Origin of the sequence: Pseudomonas sp. RU47 (assembly GCF_004011755.1) — a bacterium.
Classification (GTDB): Bacteria; Pseudomonadota; Gammaproteobacteria; order Pseudomonadales; family Pseudomonadaceae; genus Aquipseudomonas.
In genome coordinates this window covers 1,971,547-1,989,927 of record NZ_CP022411.1, presented here as the reverse complement: position 1 = coordinate 1,989,927, position 18,381 = coordinate 1,971,547, and the positions used below count along the sequence as shown (strand labels likewise).

At 57.6% G+C, this 18,381-nt stretch carries 22 protein-coding genes; 8 read left to right on the top strand and 14 right to left on the bottom strand.

Going from position 1 to position 18,381, the window contains the following annotated elements:
* Nucleotide 1 precedes the first annotated feature (1 nt).
* The 8 genes from CCX46_RS09115 to CCX46_RS09080 all read right to left on the bottom strand — a co-directional run bounded on the left by CCX46_RS09115 (nt 2) and on the right by CCX46_RS09080 (nt 7,408).
* Nucleotides 2–1,030 carry a major capsid protein gene (locus tag CCX46_RS09115; protein ID WP_103305630.1) on the bottom strand — a complete coding sequence of 343 codons (1,029 nt, stop codon included), beginning with the start codon at nt 1,028–1,030 and terminating at the stop codon, nt 2–4.
* 13 nt (nt 1,031–1,043) lie between these two features.
* Nucleotides 1,044–1,394 carry a head decoration protein gene (locus tag CCX46_RS09110; protein WP_127926429.1) on the bottom strand — a complete coding sequence of 117 codons (351 nt, stop codon included), beginning with the start codon at nt 1,392–1,394 and terminating at the stop codon, nt 1,044–1,046.
* 12 nt (nt 1,395–1,406) lie between these two features.
* A complete protein-coding gene (locus CCX46_RS09105) occupies nt 1,407–2,639 on the bottom strand; it encodes a S49 family peptidase (RefSeq protein ID WP_127926428.1) in 1,233 nt (410 codons plus the stop codon).
* Between the two features lie 2 nt (nt 2,640–2,641).
* A complete protein-coding gene (locus tag CCX46_RS09100) occupies nt 2,642–4,252 on the bottom strand; it encodes a phage portal protein (RefSeq protein ID WP_127926427.1) in 1,611 nt (536 codons plus the stop codon).
* 2 nt (nt 4,253–4,254) lie between these two features.
* Nucleotides 4,255–4,470 carry a hypothetical protein gene (locus tag CCX46_RS09095; RefSeq protein WP_103305626.1) on the bottom strand — a complete coding sequence of 72 codons (216 nt, stop codon included), beginning with the start codon at nt 4,468–4,470 and terminating at the stop codon, nt 4,255–4,257.
* Nucleotides 4,471–4,480: 10 nt separating this feature from the next.
* The gene (locus tag CCX46_RS09090) at nt 4,481–6,370 is read right to left on the bottom strand and encodes a phage terminase large subunit family protein (RefSeq protein WP_127926426.1); all 1,890 of its coding nucleotides are present in this window, start codon (nt 6,368–6,370) and stop codon (nt 4,481–4,483) included.
* A 43-nt stretch (nt 6,371–6,413) separates the two neighbouring features.
* Entirely contained in the window at nt 6,414–6,938 is a 525-nt protein-coding gene (locus CCX46_RS09085) for a terminase small subunit (RefSeq protein ID WP_127926425.1), read from the bottom strand.
* A 131-nt stretch (nt 6,939–7,069) separates the two neighbouring features.
* Nucleotides 7,070–7,408 carry a phage holin family protein gene (locus tag CCX46_RS09080; protein WP_127926424.1) on the bottom strand — a complete coding sequence of 113 codons (339 nt, stop codon included), beginning with the start codon at nt 7,406–7,408 and terminating at the stop codon, nt 7,070–7,072.
* A 73-nt stretch (nt 7,409–7,481) separates the two neighbouring features.
* Here CCX46_RS09080 and CCX46_RS09075 point away from each other — a divergent pair, with 73 nt between their 5' ends.
* Nucleotides 7,482–7,859, top strand: coding sequence for a hypothetical protein (locus tag CCX46_RS09075; RefSeq protein WP_127926423.1), 378 nt, complete (start codon nt 7,482–7,484; stop codon nt 7,857–7,859).
* 514 nt (nt 7,860–8,373) lie between these two features.
* Here CCX46_RS09075 and CCX46_RS09070 read toward each other — a convergent pair.
* The 5 genes from CCX46_RS09070 to CCX46_RS09050 form a co-directional block, all read right to left on the bottom strand.
* Nucleotides 8,374–8,733 (bottom strand): PA0613 family protein, encoded by a 360-nt coding sequence (locus CCX46_RS09070; protein ID WP_127926422.1) that lies wholly within the window; start codon nt 8,731–8,733, stop codon nt 8,374–8,376.
* Nucleotides 8,726–10,942, bottom strand: coding sequence for a VapE domain-containing protein (locus CCX46_RS09065; protein WP_127926421.1), 2,217 nt, complete (start codon nt 10,940–10,942; stop codon nt 8,726–8,728). Before CCX46_RS09065 ends, CCX46_RS09070 begins: the two co-directional genes overlap by 8 nt.
* Nucleotides 10,932–11,162, bottom strand: coding sequence for a TraR/DksA C4-type zinc finger protein (locus CCX46_RS09060; RefSeq protein ID WP_127926420.1), 231 nt, complete (start codon nt 11,160–11,162; stop codon nt 10,932–10,934). Before CCX46_RS09060 ends, CCX46_RS09065 begins: the two co-directional genes overlap by 11 nt.
* Nucleotides 11,155–11,673, bottom strand: a complete 519-nt coding sequence (locus CCX46_RS09055; protein WP_083366735.1) for a phage regulatory CII family protein — start codon at nt 11,671–11,673, stop codon at nt 11,155–11,157. The genes CCX46_RS09060 and CCX46_RS09055 overlap by 8 nt, the downstream gene beginning before the upstream one ends.
* A gap of 331 nt (nt 11,674–12,004) precedes the next feature.
* On the bottom strand, nt 12,005–12,265 hold the full coding sequence (locus tag CCX46_RS09050) for a hypothetical protein (RefSeq protein ID WP_127926419.1): 261 nt from the start codon (nt 12,263–12,265) through the stop codon (nt 12,005–12,007).
* Nucleotides 12,266–12,344: 79 nt separating this feature from the next.
* On the opposite strand from CCX46_RS09050, the gene CCX46_RS09045 reads away from it, so the two are divergent.
* Complete coding sequence (locus tag CCX46_RS09045; protein ID WP_127926418.1) at nt 12,345–13,076, top strand: LexA family protein; 732 nt, start codon at nt 12,345–12,347, stop codon at nt 13,074–13,076.
* Between the two features lie 20 nt (nt 13,077–13,096).
* Here the strand turns inward: CCX46_RS09045 and CCX46_RS09040 are convergent, their stop codons facing one another.
* A complete protein-coding gene (locus tag CCX46_RS09040; RefSeq protein ID WP_127926417.1) occupies nt 13,097–14,119 on the bottom strand; it encodes a DUF2806 domain-containing protein in 1,023 nt (340 codons plus the stop codon).
* 343 nt (nt 14,120–14,462) lie between these two features.
* Between CCX46_RS09040 and CCX46_RS09035 the strand changes: the two genes are divergently transcribed.
* The 6 genes from CCX46_RS09035 to CCX46_RS09010 all read left to right on the top strand — a co-directional run bounded on the left by CCX46_RS09035 (nt 14,463) and on the right by CCX46_RS09010 (nt 18,377).
* Complete coding sequence (locus tag CCX46_RS09035) at nt 14,463–15,053, top strand: hypothetical protein (protein ID WP_127926416.1); 591 nt, start codon at nt 14,463–14,465, stop codon at nt 15,051–15,053.
* A gap of 10 nt (nt 15,054–15,063) precedes the next feature.
* Nucleotides 15,064–15,348 carry a phage antirepressor KilAC domain-containing protein gene (locus CCX46_RS09030; protein WP_127926415.1) on the top strand — a complete coding sequence of 95 codons (285 nt, stop codon included), beginning with the start codon at nt 15,064–15,066 and terminating at the stop codon, nt 15,346–15,348.
* Nucleotides 15,349–15,506: 158 nt separating this feature from the next.
* On the top strand, nt 15,507–15,824 hold the full coding sequence (locus CCX46_RS09025; protein WP_083366740.1) for a pyocin activator PrtN family protein: 318 nt from the start codon (nt 15,507–15,509) through the stop codon (nt 15,822–15,824).
* 60 nt (nt 15,825–15,884) lie between these two features.
* Nucleotides 15,885–16,316 (top strand): hypothetical protein, encoded by a 432-nt coding sequence (locus CCX46_RS09020; protein ID WP_127926414.1) that lies wholly within the window; start codon nt 15,885–15,887, stop codon nt 16,314–16,316.
* A complete protein-coding gene (locus CCX46_RS30820) occupies nt 16,313–16,909 on the top strand; it encodes a hypothetical protein (RefSeq protein ID WP_238704388.1) in 597 nt (198 codons plus the stop codon). Before CCX46_RS09020 ends, CCX46_RS30820 begins: the two co-directional genes overlap by 4 nt.
* Nucleotides 16,910–17,168: 259 nt before the next feature.
* The gene (locus CCX46_RS09010; protein WP_127926413.1) at nt 17,169–18,377 is read left to right on the top strand and encodes a tyrosine-type recombinase/integrase; all 1,209 of its coding nucleotides are present in this window, start codon (nt 17,169–17,171) and stop codon (nt 18,375–18,377) included.
* The last annotated feature ends 4 nt before the right edge of the window (nt 18,378–18,381 follow it).

The following is an 18,381-nucleotide window of genomic DNA, read 5'->3' as shown; positions in this document are numbered from 1 at the left end:
GTCACACCACCTTGGCGTAAATGAACGCATCCGGTTCGAGCAGGCCAGCCAATGCCGCACTCTGCAGCTTCAGCCAACGAGCGCTCGGCTCTTGGGTCACCCAGCTCTTCGGGAAGCGCGCCGCTTCGACCAAGCCACTTTCCACGGCTTCCAGATCTTGAATCGCCCCGTAGAGCATGGCGTTGCGCGTGGACGTCGAGCCGAGAATCAAGCCACCTGCCGGAATCATTGGTTGCTCGTCATCCTCGTCGTCCAGATACCACTCGTCATAACCATAAAGGTCGACGCCGGGATCATTCAGGTAGCCCAGGTAAGTCACGCCGTCTGGCAGTTCCTCTGGCTTGATCAAGCCCATGTCAACGCGGCGAGTGTTGAGCTGTTTCATCACCATCGCACTGGATTGAAAGGCGTCCAGCGCCTCGCCGCTCATAGCTACGGTGTTTGCCGTGCGCCCGGAGTCCTTGGCGATCTTGCGCTTCCAGCTACGAAGATTGGCAATCGGGTCGCCGTCTTCGGTGCCCCACTGACCGCTACCCAGGCTGATCTTGTGATCGGGGGCCATCAGGAAGTCGATGGTGTCATCCACCCCTTCCCCCACGACGCGAACCTTTCCGGTCGTAAGTGCCTGGGCGCACATCCATTCTTCCCGGCGGATGATTTCGTCGTCCAGATCGCGCAGGTCCTTACCGAGCAATTGCCCGGCACGCTCCAGCGGAGTACGCGAGGAAAACGGGTTGTCGCCGGCCGAACGCTTGAGCACCAGCTCGGCGGTGGTTTCGCGCTTGGGTTGAATGTACGGCGGGCTGTAGGTGCTGGTGGTATAGCCTTCGCGCAACGACACACTGCCCGGCAGGCGAGGATTAACAAACGGCGCCATTTTGCGTTTGCCCTTGATGATGTCGATGTCCACGGTTTTGGTCGGGAACGTGACAGGACTGCCGCCGTTGAAAAATGTGTTCAGCAAAAAGCGCCGCGCGGTTGGCATTTGCTCGACCGCTTCAAGCATGGTGCGGGTATCAAAAATATCCATCAAAGACTCCGAATTAACGAACGAACAGGCACAGGGGACGCAGCGCAGCTTTTGCCTGCGCCAAAGTAAAGCCCTCGCCGAGAGTGAGTTGACTGGCCAGCACTTCACCGGTCAGGCGGATGGGCGCTACCTGCGCGCCTGAGGTCGTATCAGTGGACTGATCCAGTACAGCCGCAGGAGCTTCGGAGCCATCGGTCGCTGCGGCCTTGCACAGCACATATTCACCACTGGCCGTTACTTGCCCAAGGACGGCGCCTCGACTGAGCTTCTGGCCGGAAGCGATCACGGCGGTGTCGATCATCACCGGGAAGGCACCGGCGGACAGTTGGTCCGGGACATAGGTTTGGCGTTCTGGGTTGCTCATGAAATTCTCCAATCAGCGGCGCGAGGCGCCCTCGACGATGGCGTTCACGACGGCCTTGCGCTCACCCTGAGCGGCATCGCCCGCAGGAGTGGACGTCGATGCACCGGTGGCGTCGGCCTTGATGGCGTTAAGGGAAATGCCGCGATCCTGCGCAGCCTTGAACAGCTGTAGCGCTGTAGCTTCAACCGTGGAGCCTGCTTCGATGGCAGCGGCGATTTCAGTTTCGAAACCCTTGCTGGCCATTGCATTGATGCCGGTGATGCGTTGCCGCTCTGCAGTAGCGCCTTCCTCGCGACTTTGGGTGCGGATACTTTCGAGATCCGGCTGATTGGCCTGAGCGATTTCGATGGTTTGCGGATCCGTGCCGGCGGCCAGCGCCTCACGCAACTCCGCCGTGCTGCTGACGGTGGTCATGTTGTATTTCCTCGGTTGAGTGGCGGCCGGTTTGGCCAGTTCGGTAATCAATGTTTCAAGCGACCCCAGACGGTGGGCCAAGCCGGACTCGACAGCCGCGGCGCCAACGCGCAGGCCGCCGAAGTCGCCCATCGCTGGGACACGCTCCGGCTCCACGCCCAGGTTGCGGGCCACCTTGGCGACGAACACATCACCCATGGCGTCGACCGTTTCGCCGACCTTGGCTCGCCCTTCTTCGGTAGAGAGATCTACACGCTTGTTCGGGGCATTGCGGCTGACGATCTGATAGCGCTTACGGCCGTTGCCTTCCTCGCCGCCGACCACAGCTTCAACGACTACACCGATACTCCCGGCGAGCGCCGTTTCGTCGATGACGATTTCGCTGGCAGCTGACGCAATCCAATAGGCCGCGCTTGCACCAGTGCCGCCGATGTAGGCAACGATGCGTTTACGGTCACGGGCCGCATGGACCTGGTCAGCCAGTTCGTTGATGCCGGCGGCAACGCCGCCTGGGCTATCGATGTTGAGGATGATCGCGCTGATCTTGGGATCATCGAGCGCGGCCTGCAGGTCGGTGGCCAGCAACTGAGTGCTGGTCGCACCGCTGATCTCGGTGAAAAGGTTGGCATAGCGAAACACCGGACCGACTACCGGGATGATCGCCACACCATTGCGTACGCTGACAGTGCGGCTGTTATCCAGTCGCATGCCAGTGCGTGTTTCCAGCGCCGCCGGATCGCCCATGCGGTCTGCAATGGTCAGCAAGTTATCCAGGGCGCCGGGCAGCATCAGCCACGGCTGCGATGCAGCCAGCTCGAATGCGCGGGGCATGGTTATTCCTCGTTGGGGTTGGCGGACGGCGGTGTTTCCTGCTCCCGCCCTTTGGGTAAAACGTGCAGGCCATCGTTGCGCCGCTGGGTGACTTCGCGCACGCGCTGCCGATACACCTGCTGCCACGGCTCGCCGGTCATTGCGGCGGTTTCCAGTGTTTCGTTGCTGACACCAATCTCGATGCGCTTACCGGCAGCGTTGGCTTCCTTCAGCTCATCAATGGCGCCCCGCGCGGGGCCGATCCAGATGGCCTGGCAGTAGGCTTTGCGTTTCGCCGGATCCGCATAACCCGGCAAATTGATCAGTCCACGGGCCACTGCCTCATCGATCAGCAATTCACGACTGGGCTGGCAAAAGTCACAGATCAACCACCAGCGTCGCAGGCTGTAAAAGCGCCACGCCTGCAACATCGCCGCACGGGCTGCGCTGTAGCTGCTGCTGTAGTGCAGCAACAGCTCTTCCATCGGTTGCTCTAAAGCGGCGCCGATTTCCTTCACCACTGCCGTAAAGAACGGATCGAATTGCGCATTAGGCCGCGCAGGATTGGCGATTACCGGTTCCTCACCTTGGCCCAGGTCAACAATCGCCCCCTCGCCCAGCGCCAGTTCGCCATCTGCTGTGGTATCACCTCCAGCGCCTTCACCTTCGTTAGCTAATGCGGTCAGCGGGAGATTCCCGACTTGAAAGTCGTTGGTCTTTTTGATGAACACCGTGAACATTGCGGAGATCACCGCCGCCATCAGCTCGGCGCTGCTGTAGCGCTCCAGCTTCTGCAGCGGTTCAAGCACCGGAGCCAGGTAAGGCGCTCCGCGCTTCTGTCCCGGACGCTCCTTGTCGGCCATAACGTGCATGACGCGGCGCCGGCCCGTTGCCTCGCCAAAGGCTGGCAGACGCTCCCATTTCAGCGCTTGGCCGGCGGTGTATTCGTTGGGGTATCCGGTGCAGACGTGATACGCCAGCGGCGCCCCCAGCCGGTCGAACTCGACACCGTCCACGAGGTTTGCACTGTCCAGTTGCCCGGCTGGATTGCAGACCCGGTCCGATTCGATCAACTGCAAGCGCGTGCTGAAGATGCAGCCCGGGCGCTCATCGTCAGGACTGGCAATCAGCACGTCACCACCCACCATGGACGAGATCAATACCAGTGCTTGTAACTGGTAGTGGTTGAGTGTCGCCTCGGCGTCGCATTCGCGTGGATCATCGGCGTACAGCGACCACAAGCGATCAAGCTGATTGTTGATTTTCTCAGCCTGCGTCTCGTCGATACCTAATGCGTCATGATCGATCTGTGACCGGCAAACCAGCCCGGTGCCTACAACATTGGTGCGCAAGCGGGTGATCGCCGCACGGGCTATCAAGTGATTGCGCATGGCGTCTCGCGAGCGAGCAACCAGCATTCGACGCTCGTTTTGGTCGAGATCTCGACGCGGACTGCCGAGACCGGGAATCCAGCTGGCCATGCTGCGCAATACGCGAGAAGCCCCGCGCCAACGCGTCTCAACACCGCCCCCGCCCCCTTGGGCGACGATAGGCCTGGACTCGTTTGCCGACTTGGCGAGTTTGAGGGCCTCGCGCATCAGCAGCTCGGCCGGGTCTTTTCGAAAAAATCCCATAGTCAGATCTTCATGTAGGAGACACGGTTGCGGCCACGTCCCTGTTGTTGAGCCTGTTCCAACGCGACCTCTCTGGCGTACTGCTGCTCCAGAAGACGCAAGCTGTTCAGCTCAGCGCGATAAAGCTCGCGATCCGCACGGCGCAAGCGCTGGCCTTTTTTCAGGACGTCAGAGATCGCCGCCCGGACTTCCGCGAGGCGCTGTTGTGCGTCTGTCATATGTGTTTCCTTAATAGCCCGCGCGACTGCGGGTGCCCCGCCCACGAGCGACAGCTCGGCGCGGTACCGGTGCGACCGGTTGTTCGGTACTGAACAGGGTTGGCTGCAGCAACTGCTGCTCCAACTGGTCCCATTCGTGATCGCGTAACAGGTGAGTTTTCAGGCTGCGAGCGGCGTGCAAGGCATACACCTCGCAATCCAGCGCTTCGTTGCGACGGCCGGCTTTCTTTTGCCACACCATTTTGCTGGGGTTACGCGGGTGCGGTGCCAAGACTTCGTTGGTGAGTTGTTCGTAGTAGTCCGAGCGGATCTCGCTGTACCAATGCATGCGCCCCGGTCCGGCACCTTTGAGGCGCAGCCGTCCATCAATGAGCGTCTTCGCTTTGTGCGTGCCAACGATGTGGACGCGCAGGCCGTATTTCGCAGCCTTGGTGTTGTCCTGTGAGGTATCCACCGACTGCGGAGGCTTGGTAAAGATCTCCTTGTCGCGACTGTCGATAGAGGCGCCTTTGATCGCCATCACGTTGTAGCGTTGACGATCCCGCACGTAGGCATACACCGCGTCACTGGTATTGCCGTCAGAGCTATCGATGCTGACCGCCGATACCGCCAGTTGCGCACCGCTTTCGACCGGTATGGGTTGGGAAATAACCCGATCCAGTTCTTGCCAAACGGCGTCATGCGGGTCGATGGGGTTGCCGTGAAGCTCACCCCAGTACAAGCGCCACGACTCTTCGCCTCGTCCCCAACCGATGATTGTGAGAGCAAGGCGGTCGCCTTGGACGTCAACGCCAACGGTGATCAGCAGGACACCTTTCGGCGCTGTCAGCTCCGCATAAGGCTCCGCACGCTTTTCCAGCTCATCGGTCTTCGGTGCATCGCTCTGATACTCGTAGCTTTCGCCCTTGGAGCTGTTGACGAAAGCGATCATCGGTCCGATGTTGCCTTGTGAAGCCGCGTGTTCGGCCTGGAGCTTTTTCTCCATCAACACCTGGAAACGCGATCCCCAAAACGTCGCGTACAGCTCGTTGAGGATGTAACCGGCGATCCCCCGAAATTCTGCTGTAGCCGACCAGCGCCCGTGCTTGAGGTTGGCGTTCTTCTGGTTGTCATCCCAGATTCCACCGCAGTGCGGGCAAGAGTAGAAAGTTTTCTCCGGCCGCTTCTTGCCGTATACCTCATGCAGGTATTCCGGATCCTCGTCGCAGTGCAGGTTGTCGAAGCTCAACGCGTGTTCTTGGCCGCATTCTTGACACGGCACCAGGCCGACGCGCTTGTCCGACAGTTCCAGCTCCGCATCGATAGCGGACAAGCCCTTGATGGTCGGTGTACCGCCGATGATGATCTTCGAGCGGCGGAACGTTTTCAGTCGTTCCTTGGCGAGCTTGATACTGTCGCCCTGGCCTCGCAGGTTCAGGTTGCAGTCGTCCGGCTCTTCAATGGCAACTCGCGGCACCGGCGTAGACTTCACGCTGGCCGGGCTGTTGGAACCCACCATTTTCAGGAAGCCGCCAGGGAAGCGCTTGAAGTCCTGTCGCTGCTGTAGCTTGCGGCTTCGCAGGTCGACTTTCTTGCGCAGGCGCGGCGTGGCTTCGATCATCGGCTCGAGCTTTTCACCAACGTACTGCTTGGCCGCTTCGGCCTTGGGAAACAGAACCAGAATCGGTGACGGATCAATGTCGATCCACTTGCCCAGGGCGTTACCCAGAACACCTGACGTCCATGCCACCTGCGCCGACTTGCGTCCGACGATCTCACTGACAGCGGGATCATCCAGCGCTTCCAATGGACCGCCGGGCCAGATCAGGTGAGGAGTAACGTCAAAGCGATATTTGCCGGGGCGCGCTGCCTCTTCTGGTGCGAGCCAGCGGTACTTGTCCGCCCACTCGATAATGCTCATGCGAGGCGGCGGCGCCCACTTGCGGCAAGCGCCGCGCAGCGCTTTAGTCGCCGTCTTCCTCAAGGCCCTCCGTATCGTCCGGTTCGTCAGAATATCCATCTGACGCGGCATCATCCTTGTCATAGTCAGAAAGCCTCCTCAGGATGGCTTCAATGGGGTCGCGAATCAGTTGCTCGTCGACTTCCACGTCGTATCGCGCCGAAAGTTCGGCGGCCAGCACGTCGGGGAAAGAGTTGAGCAGCTCCACTTTTGCAGCGGTGATCATTGCTTCGAAGCGCTCAATCAGATCGGCAGCGATGACCACCTCGCCAAGATCCTTTGCCATAGCGAGTTCTTCGCGGTCAGCGCGGATCCGATCAAGTCGGTCGCGGGAAGATTCTTTTTTGCCGTTGAGTGCGGCTTGGTGCATCAGCCACTGAATCACGGCTTCGGTGTCGTATTGGTTTTCGTTGCCCCGACCGAGGCCGAACTCGGTCACTGGCATGCCGTCGTTCTGCCATCGGGTCAGAGTGCGTTCATCGCGACCGACGATCTCGCTCAAGTCGGCCTTGCTGACTGTCTTTCCCATGTCTAACCCTTTGAAAAGACGGACATCCCTGTGAAATTCTCAGCTGCAGAGATCCCGCGAGTTCCGTAACCCGTGTAGGGGGCGGCCCTCGGGGAGGACCCGGAAAAACTGCCCCCCGGCCGACCCCGCACCTAGGTTCGGTCGGTTGATGCCGACTCGGAAACGCCCAGTCGCTTGGCGGCCCATCGTTCGTACAACCCAATGGCCACATCCGCGCCGGCCATTGCCGTGAGGCATCCCAAGGCGCCCGCAGTCCAGATCGTCATACCGGCTGCGATCATCAACATCATCGCCGACACCCCGCAGACAATGCAGGCGCCAGACCGAAGTGCAAGCCGGCGCAGCAATGCCCAGCCTCGCGCCCCATCCTTATCGGCCCGCCACATCTCACCCGATACGCCGCCGACCAGGGCCAGGACGATCACTAACCAAATTGGCATTTCTGCCAGTGCTTGCTGCTCGCTTGTCATATGATTTCCCGATTCATTATCGATGTGACACTGGTGATGAGTTACTCAAACAGGGCATTTTTTGGAGGTATTCATGACCGGTTTAGAATTGGTGAGCCTTGTAATCGGTGTTACAGGCTTAGTTGTAGGGGCAGTTGCCATACCTGCTTTTATCTTGGCTTGGTCGCAAGCAACAGTTGAGCACAAGCAGAGGTTTTGGAGCTTCATAGCCAAGCTCAGAAAAAAGGCTTATCGCGGTTGGGTCTACGTTTCATGTGCCGTGCTCGTTGCTACCGGGGTAGGGAAAGTTGCGGCATTTGTAACCAGCTCTGAACCGATGACGCGATTCGACGTTTTTATGCTGCTGATGAATTTGATGAGCCTCACAGTATTTTCCGCTACGTCCCTAGCCCTGTTCGTTATTTTTCAGTTAGAGGACAAGAAGAAAGGCCTGCCCGTGGCGAAAGCCTAAACGCAAAAACCCGGCGCGATGGCCGGGTTTGGTGGTGTGGTGCCTGCCGCTCTCTGCGGTCGCACCTATCGAAGATGACTACTTTTTACAGGTCGATTCCGGTGGCGGCAACCCTGTTTTAATGCCACCCGGTGAATAAGTGGGTAACGCAGGGTGAACGCCTAGCGAATGTCGGTGAATACACCTCCCCGGCATTCTGTTGTTGCGGTGGTGTCCCATACGTCCCACTTTTCAGAATCGAAGTGGGACGTCTGAGAGTGCCTGAATTCGGGGCTTCGCCCCACTGTCCTACTTATCTTTCTTCTTTCTCGTGTAAAGGAAGAATTTTAAAGAACACGCGTTCGCGCGTAAGCGCGTAGTGCTCGCCCGCTATGCTCACACGGGCGGAAGGCACTACTAGGCGGGACGGTGGGACAACCCAACAACGACAAGGCCCCCACCTGTCCCACTGCATCAAAACGCAGCGAGACAAGACGGGCCAGTGGGACAACCACAACCGGAGCAATGCCTGGGGTCACGCAGCCTGCCCCATCATCACGCCGAAGATCTGCAGATGCGCGTCATGCAAGCGTTGGTAATAGGTGTCGCGGCCACAACCGCAGTGGGCATACCGCAAGCGCATATCCACATCGACCATGCAGTAATGTTCCCGCACCACCGTCACCAGCTCCGGCGCGAGATGCTTGTTCACGATCAGTTCAATATCCAACGAGCTTTCCATCGGCGCACGGAAGGCACGTCGCCCCCGAATCAGTTGCCCGTTACTCTCCATCATCATGGCAACCATGTTCCCCCCAGCGAGCCCCCCCTTCGAATGTTCTGAATGCAGCTCCTCAGCCCACAACCTCAGCAGCGAATCGATCTCCTTAATCAAAGCAAGGCTCCTCAAACTGAACCTGCTGCAACGCCGAAGCACCGCCCCACCCTGCCGGCTTCTTGTAAGCCCATGGCCGCTGTCCACTCTTCACCAATGCAGGCAACCGCACACGCCGCCAACCCAATCGATGCATGATCGCGCCGACGCGCATCTGCTCAGGTTTGCCCCAATGTCCAAAGTCCAACTTAAGCGCATTGGCCAGCACCTCGCTCCCGGTGGTGGTCTCACCGATCTGCGACTCTTCCAGCCAGGTCAGAATCGGCCCTTCCCATTCATCCACAACAAAACGCTCGTCCTGCTCTTCGCCGAACATTGCAGCCTCATCGAGCGTCACCCACCAGAGGTCGCCCGCGTCGTAGCAGAACACCGCCTCGGCCCACAGCTGATCGCGCATGGAGCGCAACAGCTCCAGATCCACCTTGGTACACGCAACCGGCCAGTAACGCCGGTTGCCGGTGGCATCTTTCAGGTACTCGTCCTGGTTGGTTGTACCCACGAAAACACACTGGCGTGGCACGTCCATCGTTCTGCGGCCGTAGCTCTCGCGATAAGTGTCAGTGGACGCCGAAAAGAACTGCTTGGCCTTCGTACTCTCAGCCTTGTTGAAGCTGTCCAGCTCGCCCAGCTCGACGATCCACTTGCCCCGAATCGCCTGAAAGCCGTCCTTGTCACCCAAAGCGAACGGCGTGTCCATAAACCACTCACCGCCGAGAATGCTCATCGCGGTGGACTTACCGGCGCCCTGCGCGCCCTCAAGAATCATCACCGAGTCAGCCTTGCAACCTGGCTTCATCACCCGAGCCACCGCCGACAACATCCAGCGTTTGCCGACCTTGCTCGTGTAATCGGTGGCCTTAACGCCCATGACATCGGTAAGCCAACTTTCAAGCCGGGGCACCTGATCCCACTGCAGCTTGCGCAGGTACTGGCGCACTGGATGAAATGCATGGTCATGCGCAACCACGCTCACCGCCTCAATCACATGCGAAGCCTTGACCCGCAAGTTGTACTGCTGCGCGAGCCACTTCATCACCCGCACATCATCAATATCCGCCCAATCGCCCGTGCCGCCGCCATACGGGGCAGCGCGCAATTTCACGATCTTCGAGCTGAAAGCGCTGTAACTGATGACCCCGGCCCAACGCTCATCGTTGGCCAGAATCAGCTCAACGTTCTGCATGTGCGCAATCAGCGCGCCGCTTTCACTGCGGGCCAGCATGTCCTTCCAGCCACCAGCAGCCGGCGGCTTGACCACCGCCAACACCTGACGGCGCACAGCCTCCAAACCTTCCGCGACATGCAGGTCGTTGAAGTCGGTCCACTTGGCTCCCCGCTCACTGGAAAAGATCGGCGCAACCACTTGGCCACCGACGATCAGCGCCGCGTTATTGGCCTTCTCTTCACCGGGGTTCCAGGCATCGCCATTGGGCTTAGTGGTCTTCCAATCATCGTCGCGGCAGATGATCAGCGGGCAGCCGGCAAACCGCTCGCGCATAGCCTTGCAAACCACCAACAGGTTGCCGGCATCAAACGCAATGGCCACAGTCAGTGACGTGGCCATGTGCAGGCTTGCGCCGGTAGCGTATCCCTCACACACCAGCACCGGCTCGCCCGGATCTGGATGCGGCCCGATCAGGTGAAACGCGCCCTCCTTCGACATGCCGTAGGGCCAGAAGGATTTATCCCGCCCGGTGTCTTCTTGAATGGTTGGGAACACCACCTGCAAGCCGACGATCTCGTCGCGCACATTGCTCATCGGCACTAGAAACGCGCCGGTACGCGGCGCATACCGAACGCCGAACCCCACAATCTGCTTACGATCCAGGTAGTCGCTACGGCCCTTCTCCGGCATACGCTTGAACATGCCGGCAGCGCGTTTCGCTGCACGACGTGCCGCGTTGGCCGAGATCTCTGCCGCGCGGCGTTTGGCCTCTTCCTGCCGAGCGCGCATAACCTCGCGCTCTTCAGGCGACATCCGCCCGGCCTTGACCTTAATCTTCTGAGACTCGCCCGAACGCCAGTCACCAAACGCACCGAAGATCAGCGTTTCGCCTTTCTCGGTGCGTTGCTCATGAACAACATACCAGCCGTTCTTTTCCTTGCCCTTGTCCTGCGAAGTCTTACACCGGGTCAACTTGCCGAACACCAGCGGCTGCGCAGGCTCAAGGCCGTAATCAGCGAATTGCCCCAACACCTCATCGAGCATGACGAGCCTCCATCATTTCCTCAATGGCAAGGCATCCCACGCACTGCGTACAGCCGGGCTGCGCCAAACGGCGAGCTTCCGGGATAGGGTCATCGCACGTTTCGCAAAAGAGAAACGAATGCGCCGCCAAAGCAGGCTTGGCGGCGAGAAGACGTGCAGCCAGCGCTTGATCAACACGCTCCTGCACCAGGTCATTAGCGAAGTCAGCAATGTCAGCCACGATCAACACCTCGCGTCGTCTGGTTGACATACGTGGCGCGGTTGAACAACCCCAACAGCCCCTGAATTCCACGAAACACCTGCAGGCGAATCGCGGCCAGTTCCTCATCGGAAACCACCCCATCGCCAATGCTCTTGGCCCAGGTATCCGCCAGATCCGCCACCTGCCGGAAGTACTCGGCAATTCCAGTGGTCAACGTTTCAGGCATGTCGTTGGTGTACGCCTCAGCCAGTTCCTGCCAAGTCGTGTCACCGACCAACGCATGCACCGCATCCAGAATGCGACGATCCTTGGTCAGCTCCAGGATCTCGCCGAACTCTTGAATGTTCACCGTGTGGCTGGGATGGGTTGGGGACAGCTTGTGCTGCAGCGTGGTCGCATTCCGGCCGGTGGTGGCGGCGATGGCTGCGGCTCCGCCGGGGTAGTCCCGGGCAGCATGATAAAGCGCGAGATCGAGCGGCAAAACTTCCCGCTGCGCCCGCTCAACAGAACTCAGAGCGATACGGCTCATGGCATTAATCCTTGTAAGTTGCCAGTGCCGCGCGACATGCAGTGGTGATACATTTGCCGCGTGGCTTGAAAGGGCCCAAACGCCGGCTAGATCTTCGGGATCGACACCGGCACCGTGCCGGGGCGAGCAATCCGTTGCTCACCCCTGGCGCAACAGCTGCCAAATCTGTGGTGGAAGAGGCAGCAACACCAAGGCTTCCGAGCCTTGGAAAAGCGCGATAAAGAAAGGTGGTTGCATGTGGTGTGCCCGCCTTTCTTTATCGCGACCCGACAGCGCTGTGGTGGTGCGTGCCGGGAGGAACTGGGCGACCTTTTGGTCGCCTTTTTTCTTGCTACGCTGCAGCTTTGTGAGGGGCCGAAGCGTTCAGCAGCCAAGCTGCTTGGAAGGCGTTGCCTTTCTGCTTTGCAGCGGTAGCCAGCAGCTCGGCGTATTTGGTTTCACCTGTGTAATCCGTTCGCGGCAGGCATGCGGCCTGACGCCATTTGTTCAATGCCTGATAGCTTCTATTGCATATCTTCGCGGCGGCCCCGATGCCGCCTACGGCTTCAAACGCAAATGCAATCGCGCTCGGAAAATCTGCGGGGTCCAGCATGACAACCTCCATTTATCAACTTGTGGTTGATGTTATAGATCAACTGACTATTGCGCAACCTTTATGAGACTCTCAACTCATGGTTGATAAAAATACACTCCGCGCAGCTTTCAGCGAGCGCCTACACGAAGCCCTTAACGACGCCGGCGTACGCAGCCGAGGTCGTGGAGTAGATATCCATCGACAGTTGAAAAGCATGGGGCTTAACAAAACCACTCAGGCCATAAGCAAGTGGCTTAACGGCGAATCCATGGCCGAGGCAGATAGCATGTCTGCGCTTTGCTCATGGCTGAAGGTAAGGCGGGAATGGCTGGAGTATGGCGTGCTACCGAAAGAGCAGACAGGCGAAAGCAATGTTCGTCATCTGACATCATGGAGTGAGAGTAACGTTAGCGAGATTGATCAGCACTTTGGAAAAGTACCATTAATATCTTGGGTGCAAGCTGGCGCCTGGTGTGAAGCGATCTCAAACTTTGAGGCCTATGAAGCAGACTCTTGGCTTTCTTGCCCAGTTAGCATTAGCAATCATGGCTACGCGTTGAAAGTTCTTGGTGATTCAATGACCAACCCAGGCCCGGGCCGCAGTTATCCCACCGGTTGTATTATTTTTGTTGATCCGGAAGCAGAGACCAAAACCGGCGATCGTGTCATCGCCAGGGTGCCACGAACCAACGAAGCAACATTCAAAATTTTGGTTGAAGATGCGGGCCGTCAGTTTTTAAGGCCGATAAATCCGCAATACCCAATCATTGATATAACGGAAGAAACACATATCTGCGGCAAAGTTGTTGGATCATTCATACCCGAGTGACGGGCAATACAAACCCAGCTTCAAAGCCTCACGTAATTGGTGAAAGCATAAGATTCATTTTCATCAGCAACATAATCAGCCATATAAACTGCATAACCCTGTTTTACTATATCTTTTGCCAGCAGATGATAGTACTCAAGGTTCGCTTCCGCTCCACTCAAGGTCAAAAGCTGTTGTCCAAGCCTAGTGACCATGAACGATGTCACAACTAACTCGCTCTCATTACTGGCGGCCTTCACCACCAACGCTTTTTCATTACTTATAACAAAAAAAGTTCGATATGGCTTATCAGATTTATCAACGGAACCAAATGTAGTACTTAAATCCTCAGCTTCTACTCCGGACAATATCCCTAGATCCTGCAACTCCATCAATTGATCGAAAGTAACCCCACTCGCCTCAAGTACATCTAAGTCTCCCCAGACAATATCATTGAATGAGACAGTGGAAATGAGTTCGACGAGTTTCGCCTCATGTTGAGAAAGATTTTTTATAAAATCTAAACATCTCATGGAAAAGGTACCAGGCTGCTCAATTTCTTCCGCTAGTAACCTTCCCCACAATCGATGCATTTCTTCTGAGGAAACTTCGCCGACCAAATTTTTCCAACGATACATCCAATCTTTTTCTATATCTTTTCCAGAGACTTTACTAGAGCTCCTATTTAAGCTCTCCTCTGCATAAATAACCGCCTTTGAGATATTTATGTTTCGCATCACATTATCACCAGCAACTTGACGACAGGTTTCATCTATGATGCTAGCAATATTCAATGTTGGTTCAACTCTATGAGACGACGTCTCACCAGAGAAAGAGTTACCAATTCTTAAAGTGGGGGAAAAATCTTCAAATTTTTTCTGTCCAGACTTTATAGATTCCGCATCAATTTCCGATTGTGCTAGAGACAACATTTCTAAGCGTCTCAACTCAGCGCGAGCGACGCCTTCTCTTTTTATTTTCCAAGGTTCTAGCAAAGTGCTTATCCCGTTGACTGCTAGGGTGTCCCACAGTCTTACAACTAACTTTTCACCGGGAAAATCCATTTAGAACTCCATTCTGTACTCAGAGTAATCAGCATTTACGTTTTGCCCTAAATAGTAGCCCAATGCCATGCGACGCAAAACCCTCACCAAATATATCAACCAACAGTTGACATTCTGTGAGTGACGGTTGATATTCAGCTCACTCTTCCACCACAGAGCGAAGCAACACTATGCACACCACAGCAACCCTGCACGTCCACCCGGCCGCTGCTAACCCCTTCCAAATCTTTGAGATTCGCCGCCTTGCCCGAGAGTGCGGCTGCGCGTTTGTCACCACCAAACCGAAGCTGAAAGCACGCACCACTCCCGCCCCATTCGACCCGAACGGCGGAGGGAACGCAGCATGATCAAGTTCAAGATCGACAACCGCACCCTGCAGTTGCTCAACGCCCAGGTAAACCTGACCGAGACCTTCAACCACGTCCTGCGGACTGCGCCTAGGCGCGAGTGCCTGGCGTTTCGCCTCAAGGTTGAACGTGGCATCTCGGAAAGCACCTTCGTCGTGGAGCTCGGCAGAGAACGCCACACGCTGACCCTGCCGAACGAAAAGAAGATGCATCTCAAGCTGGCCGACTTCATCGAAGAGATCGCAAACGGCCCGTTTAACGCGAGCAATACCAGCGACCTGCTGCATCGCCCCCACGCCAGCCGCGAATACGGCCGCTTTGAGGTATCGGACAAGCAGCGGGTGTTCGAGCTGGTGCGCACCGGCGGCGTGCTGAACCTCGACATGGGTTTCGACTACCCGCTAATTGTCGCGCTGCACCGCACTCAGTCTCGATCAGGTGTCACCACCATCCTGAGCATCGGTAACAAAAGCCCGCACACCCGATGCTTCACCGTGTACGGCAGCGATGTCGAGATCTACGGCAAGGTCAGCGAATCCATTAACCACCTTGCTGCAGCGGCAACTCCAGCTGCGCACGCGGCATGAGGGGCACACCATGGAACGCACCCTCTCCCAAGCCGCAACCCACCTCGGCCTGACCCGGCCCAAGCTGATCGGACGCATGCGGGAAAAAGGCCTGCTCAACGAGCGAAACCTGCCGGCCTACCCCAACCGTGACCGCGACTACCTGCGGATCAAGGACGGCCAGTGGTACCACGATCAGCTCGGCATGCAGTACAGCCAATCGACCCGGATCAAGCAGCCCGGTATCCGTTGGCTGGCTGAACAGTTGGGAATCGACCTACCCGCCATTCCGGCAGACAGCCGTGACGTGGCCTAGGGAATACGCCCGCCAGATCATCGCCATGCGGACACGAGAGGAGCGCAACGCCGCGCTCCTCGAAGTGCCCGAACATCTGCGCGAGCTGACCAGAATGCATTGCCTGAACGCCTGGAACCACCCGGCCAGAACAAAACGCAAGGAGGCCCAACAGAGCCATGAGTAACACAGCACAGAACCCGCTCCGCCTGCACCCGGCGCCGGAATCAGCCACCGTCGAATTGCTTTACCGCATCTTCGGCGACGTCCTGATCCCGCTCGACAAAGTGCGCGAGCAGTACTTCCGCAACCTCAACGAGCAGTCCTTCGTCGCCGAGATCAGCAGCGGCCGCATCCAGCTCCCCATCACCACGCTGGACACCAGCCGCAAGGCACCGAAGTACGCACACATCCGGCACGTCGCCTCACTAATCGACATCCGCGCCTACAAGGCCGACGAAGACATGCAGCGACAGCAGGATGACACCAACGAGTGACCCCCCGCAAAACCGAACGGCTGCCACCACCAGCCAAAGACATCACCAGGAGCACACCAGATGACTACAGTTCAGATCTACGCGCTGATAGCGATCGTCTTCTTGACGGGCGCCATCTACTGGATCGCCTTCCGATGCGGCGTCAGCAATGGTCGCACCGTGGGCTACTCAGAAGGCTTCAGCGAAGGCATAGCGGTTCAAAGCGCCGACAAATCGGAAGAGATCCGCAACCTGACGCTTTCCTTGAAGCAGGCTCACGACCAACACGAGCAACTCTACGACTTTTACAAGCGCGCCTTAGAGGCTTCGAAACTTGGAGAGCCTGCACGAATCACGCTGATGGAGATTGCTGAAAAATTGCGGATTGCGGCCGAGACGTTCGCCGCCTTCCGCACCGGCAAAAAACTCGAACGTGAAAGCCTCGCCCTTCGCGACCAGGCGCTCGCCATCGCAGCCCTGCTGGAGCCTGCAGATCAGGAGAACGCTGCATGAGCCAGATCAGCATTCAATCCAGCATCCACCACAACCCGGCTAACGCCCCATTGGCGGCAGATGAACCAACGCGCACTCGAACCTCGGAGGAAAGCGGCATGCAAAAGGACCAGCACACCAACCAATCCACGACCGCTTTGCTCTGCGAAGAAGCCAGCGTCAACACACTAGAAACAAACAGTCTCTGCTGCGAAGCAGCAGGCATTATTGCTCCTTCCAGCAGCACCACCGAGGCGCTTATACCCCACGAAAAGCTGCGCGAGGCAGCCACACCCAATGCAACGCTAATCGCTCAGAATCGCCCGCCCGCGCAGCCTGCTGTGGGGTATACGCACCCTGACAGCCCATCACAAAAAGCCGTCGACGTGATGCAGATCGATGAGCGCGCTGAGTTCGAGAAAGAGTTCCCAGTCCCCGAAGACCTGCAGAACTGCGCCCAGCGAGGCACGTACATCACCGCACCAGGTGCGAAGACATCCGACTCGTTCGCCCGTGAGCATTACGCGTACCGGGCAGGCTTCGCAGCATGGAAGCGCAGAGCCTGGAAACACGCGGCACTCCTTGGGCAGCAAGCTGAAGGAGTCCACCCATGATCGAGCGTACATTCCAACACTTCCACACTCAGAAACACCCGTCCGCGCAGCATGGTGAAATCTATGCCCACATTGAGGAGTCTGCTGAGTCATCGGTACTCACCTATCACCTGGACAAGATTCCAGAATTCAAGATGGCCGAGCTCATCGGGACTAGCCGCCGGGCGCTACAAGGAAAACGCGCCAGAGGCGTCATCCCCAAAGGGGTGTGGAACACCATCGATAGCCGCATTTACTACAGCATCAGGAGATACGAGGCATGGCTCGAAAGCCAATGGGATTGCCCACCGGAGTTGAATTTGCTGGACAGTCTGTCCGCATTCGCTTCACCTGGAACGGGCAACGCCGTTGCGAAACCCTCCCCTATCCCCAAACGCCGAAGGGGATTAAGGCTGCCGCCGACCTACGCGCTAACGTAACCAGCCTGATCAAGCATGGCGTGCTGGATGATCAGCGATACGCTGAACTGTTCCCAAACTCCACCTACGCCAACTACTCTGCGACTCCCCGTTTCGGGGAGTACGCCCAGGAGTGGCTCAACAGTCGCGAGATCGTGTCCGGCACACGCAAGAACTACCTCGGTTCGCTCAATCTGTATTGGATGCCGTATCTGGCAATGCTGCCAATCGACAGCATCACGTCGGTGATGCTGCGCAAGGTCGTGGCCAACACAGAATGGCCGACACCGGGCGTAAAGCGCGCGGCGATCCAGCGCCTGACCACAGTGTTCGGTACCGCAGTAAAAGATGGCCTTATCACCCGTAACCCAGTGGAGTCCATCGAACTGCCGGTGAAGGCCAAAAAACCTATCGATCCGTTCACAGTCGGCGAGGCCAATCAGATCATCGATCACCTATATAAGACGCTGACCCACTCGATGCGGATCTACGCGGCCTACTTCGAGTTCGCCTTCTACACCGGCATGCGCCCCAGCGAGATCGCAGCGCTGCGCTGGGAAGAGGTCGACAAGGAAAAGCGGCTAGTCAACGTGTGTCGAATCGTCGCGGACTATAAGATCGAGGAGCGTACCAAAACTCGTAACGGGCGCCAGGTCATGCTCAACAGTCGCGCCCTGCACGCCATCGAGCAAGCCGAGCTGGTAGCGCAACAACGTGCCCTGCAGAGCCGACGCAAACGCACCGAATCAGGCTACGTATTCCCACCAACGAAGAACTTCGAGTTCATTCAACAGTCGAGCGTGACCGATAAACACTTCCAGGCTGCATTGACCGAATTGGGGATTCGCGCCCGCCGGCAATACAACTGCCGACACACTTACGCTACCATGTGCCTCATGGCGGGTATGAACCCTGCGTTTATTGCCACTCAGCTCGGTCATAGCGTTCAGATGTTGCTATCGACTTACGCCCGATGGATCAATTCCAGCACTGACTGGGGTGAACTCGGTAAGCTCGAAAACAGCTTGATTGGTACAAAATTGGTACAGACAGAAACAGTACCCCTCTGAAACC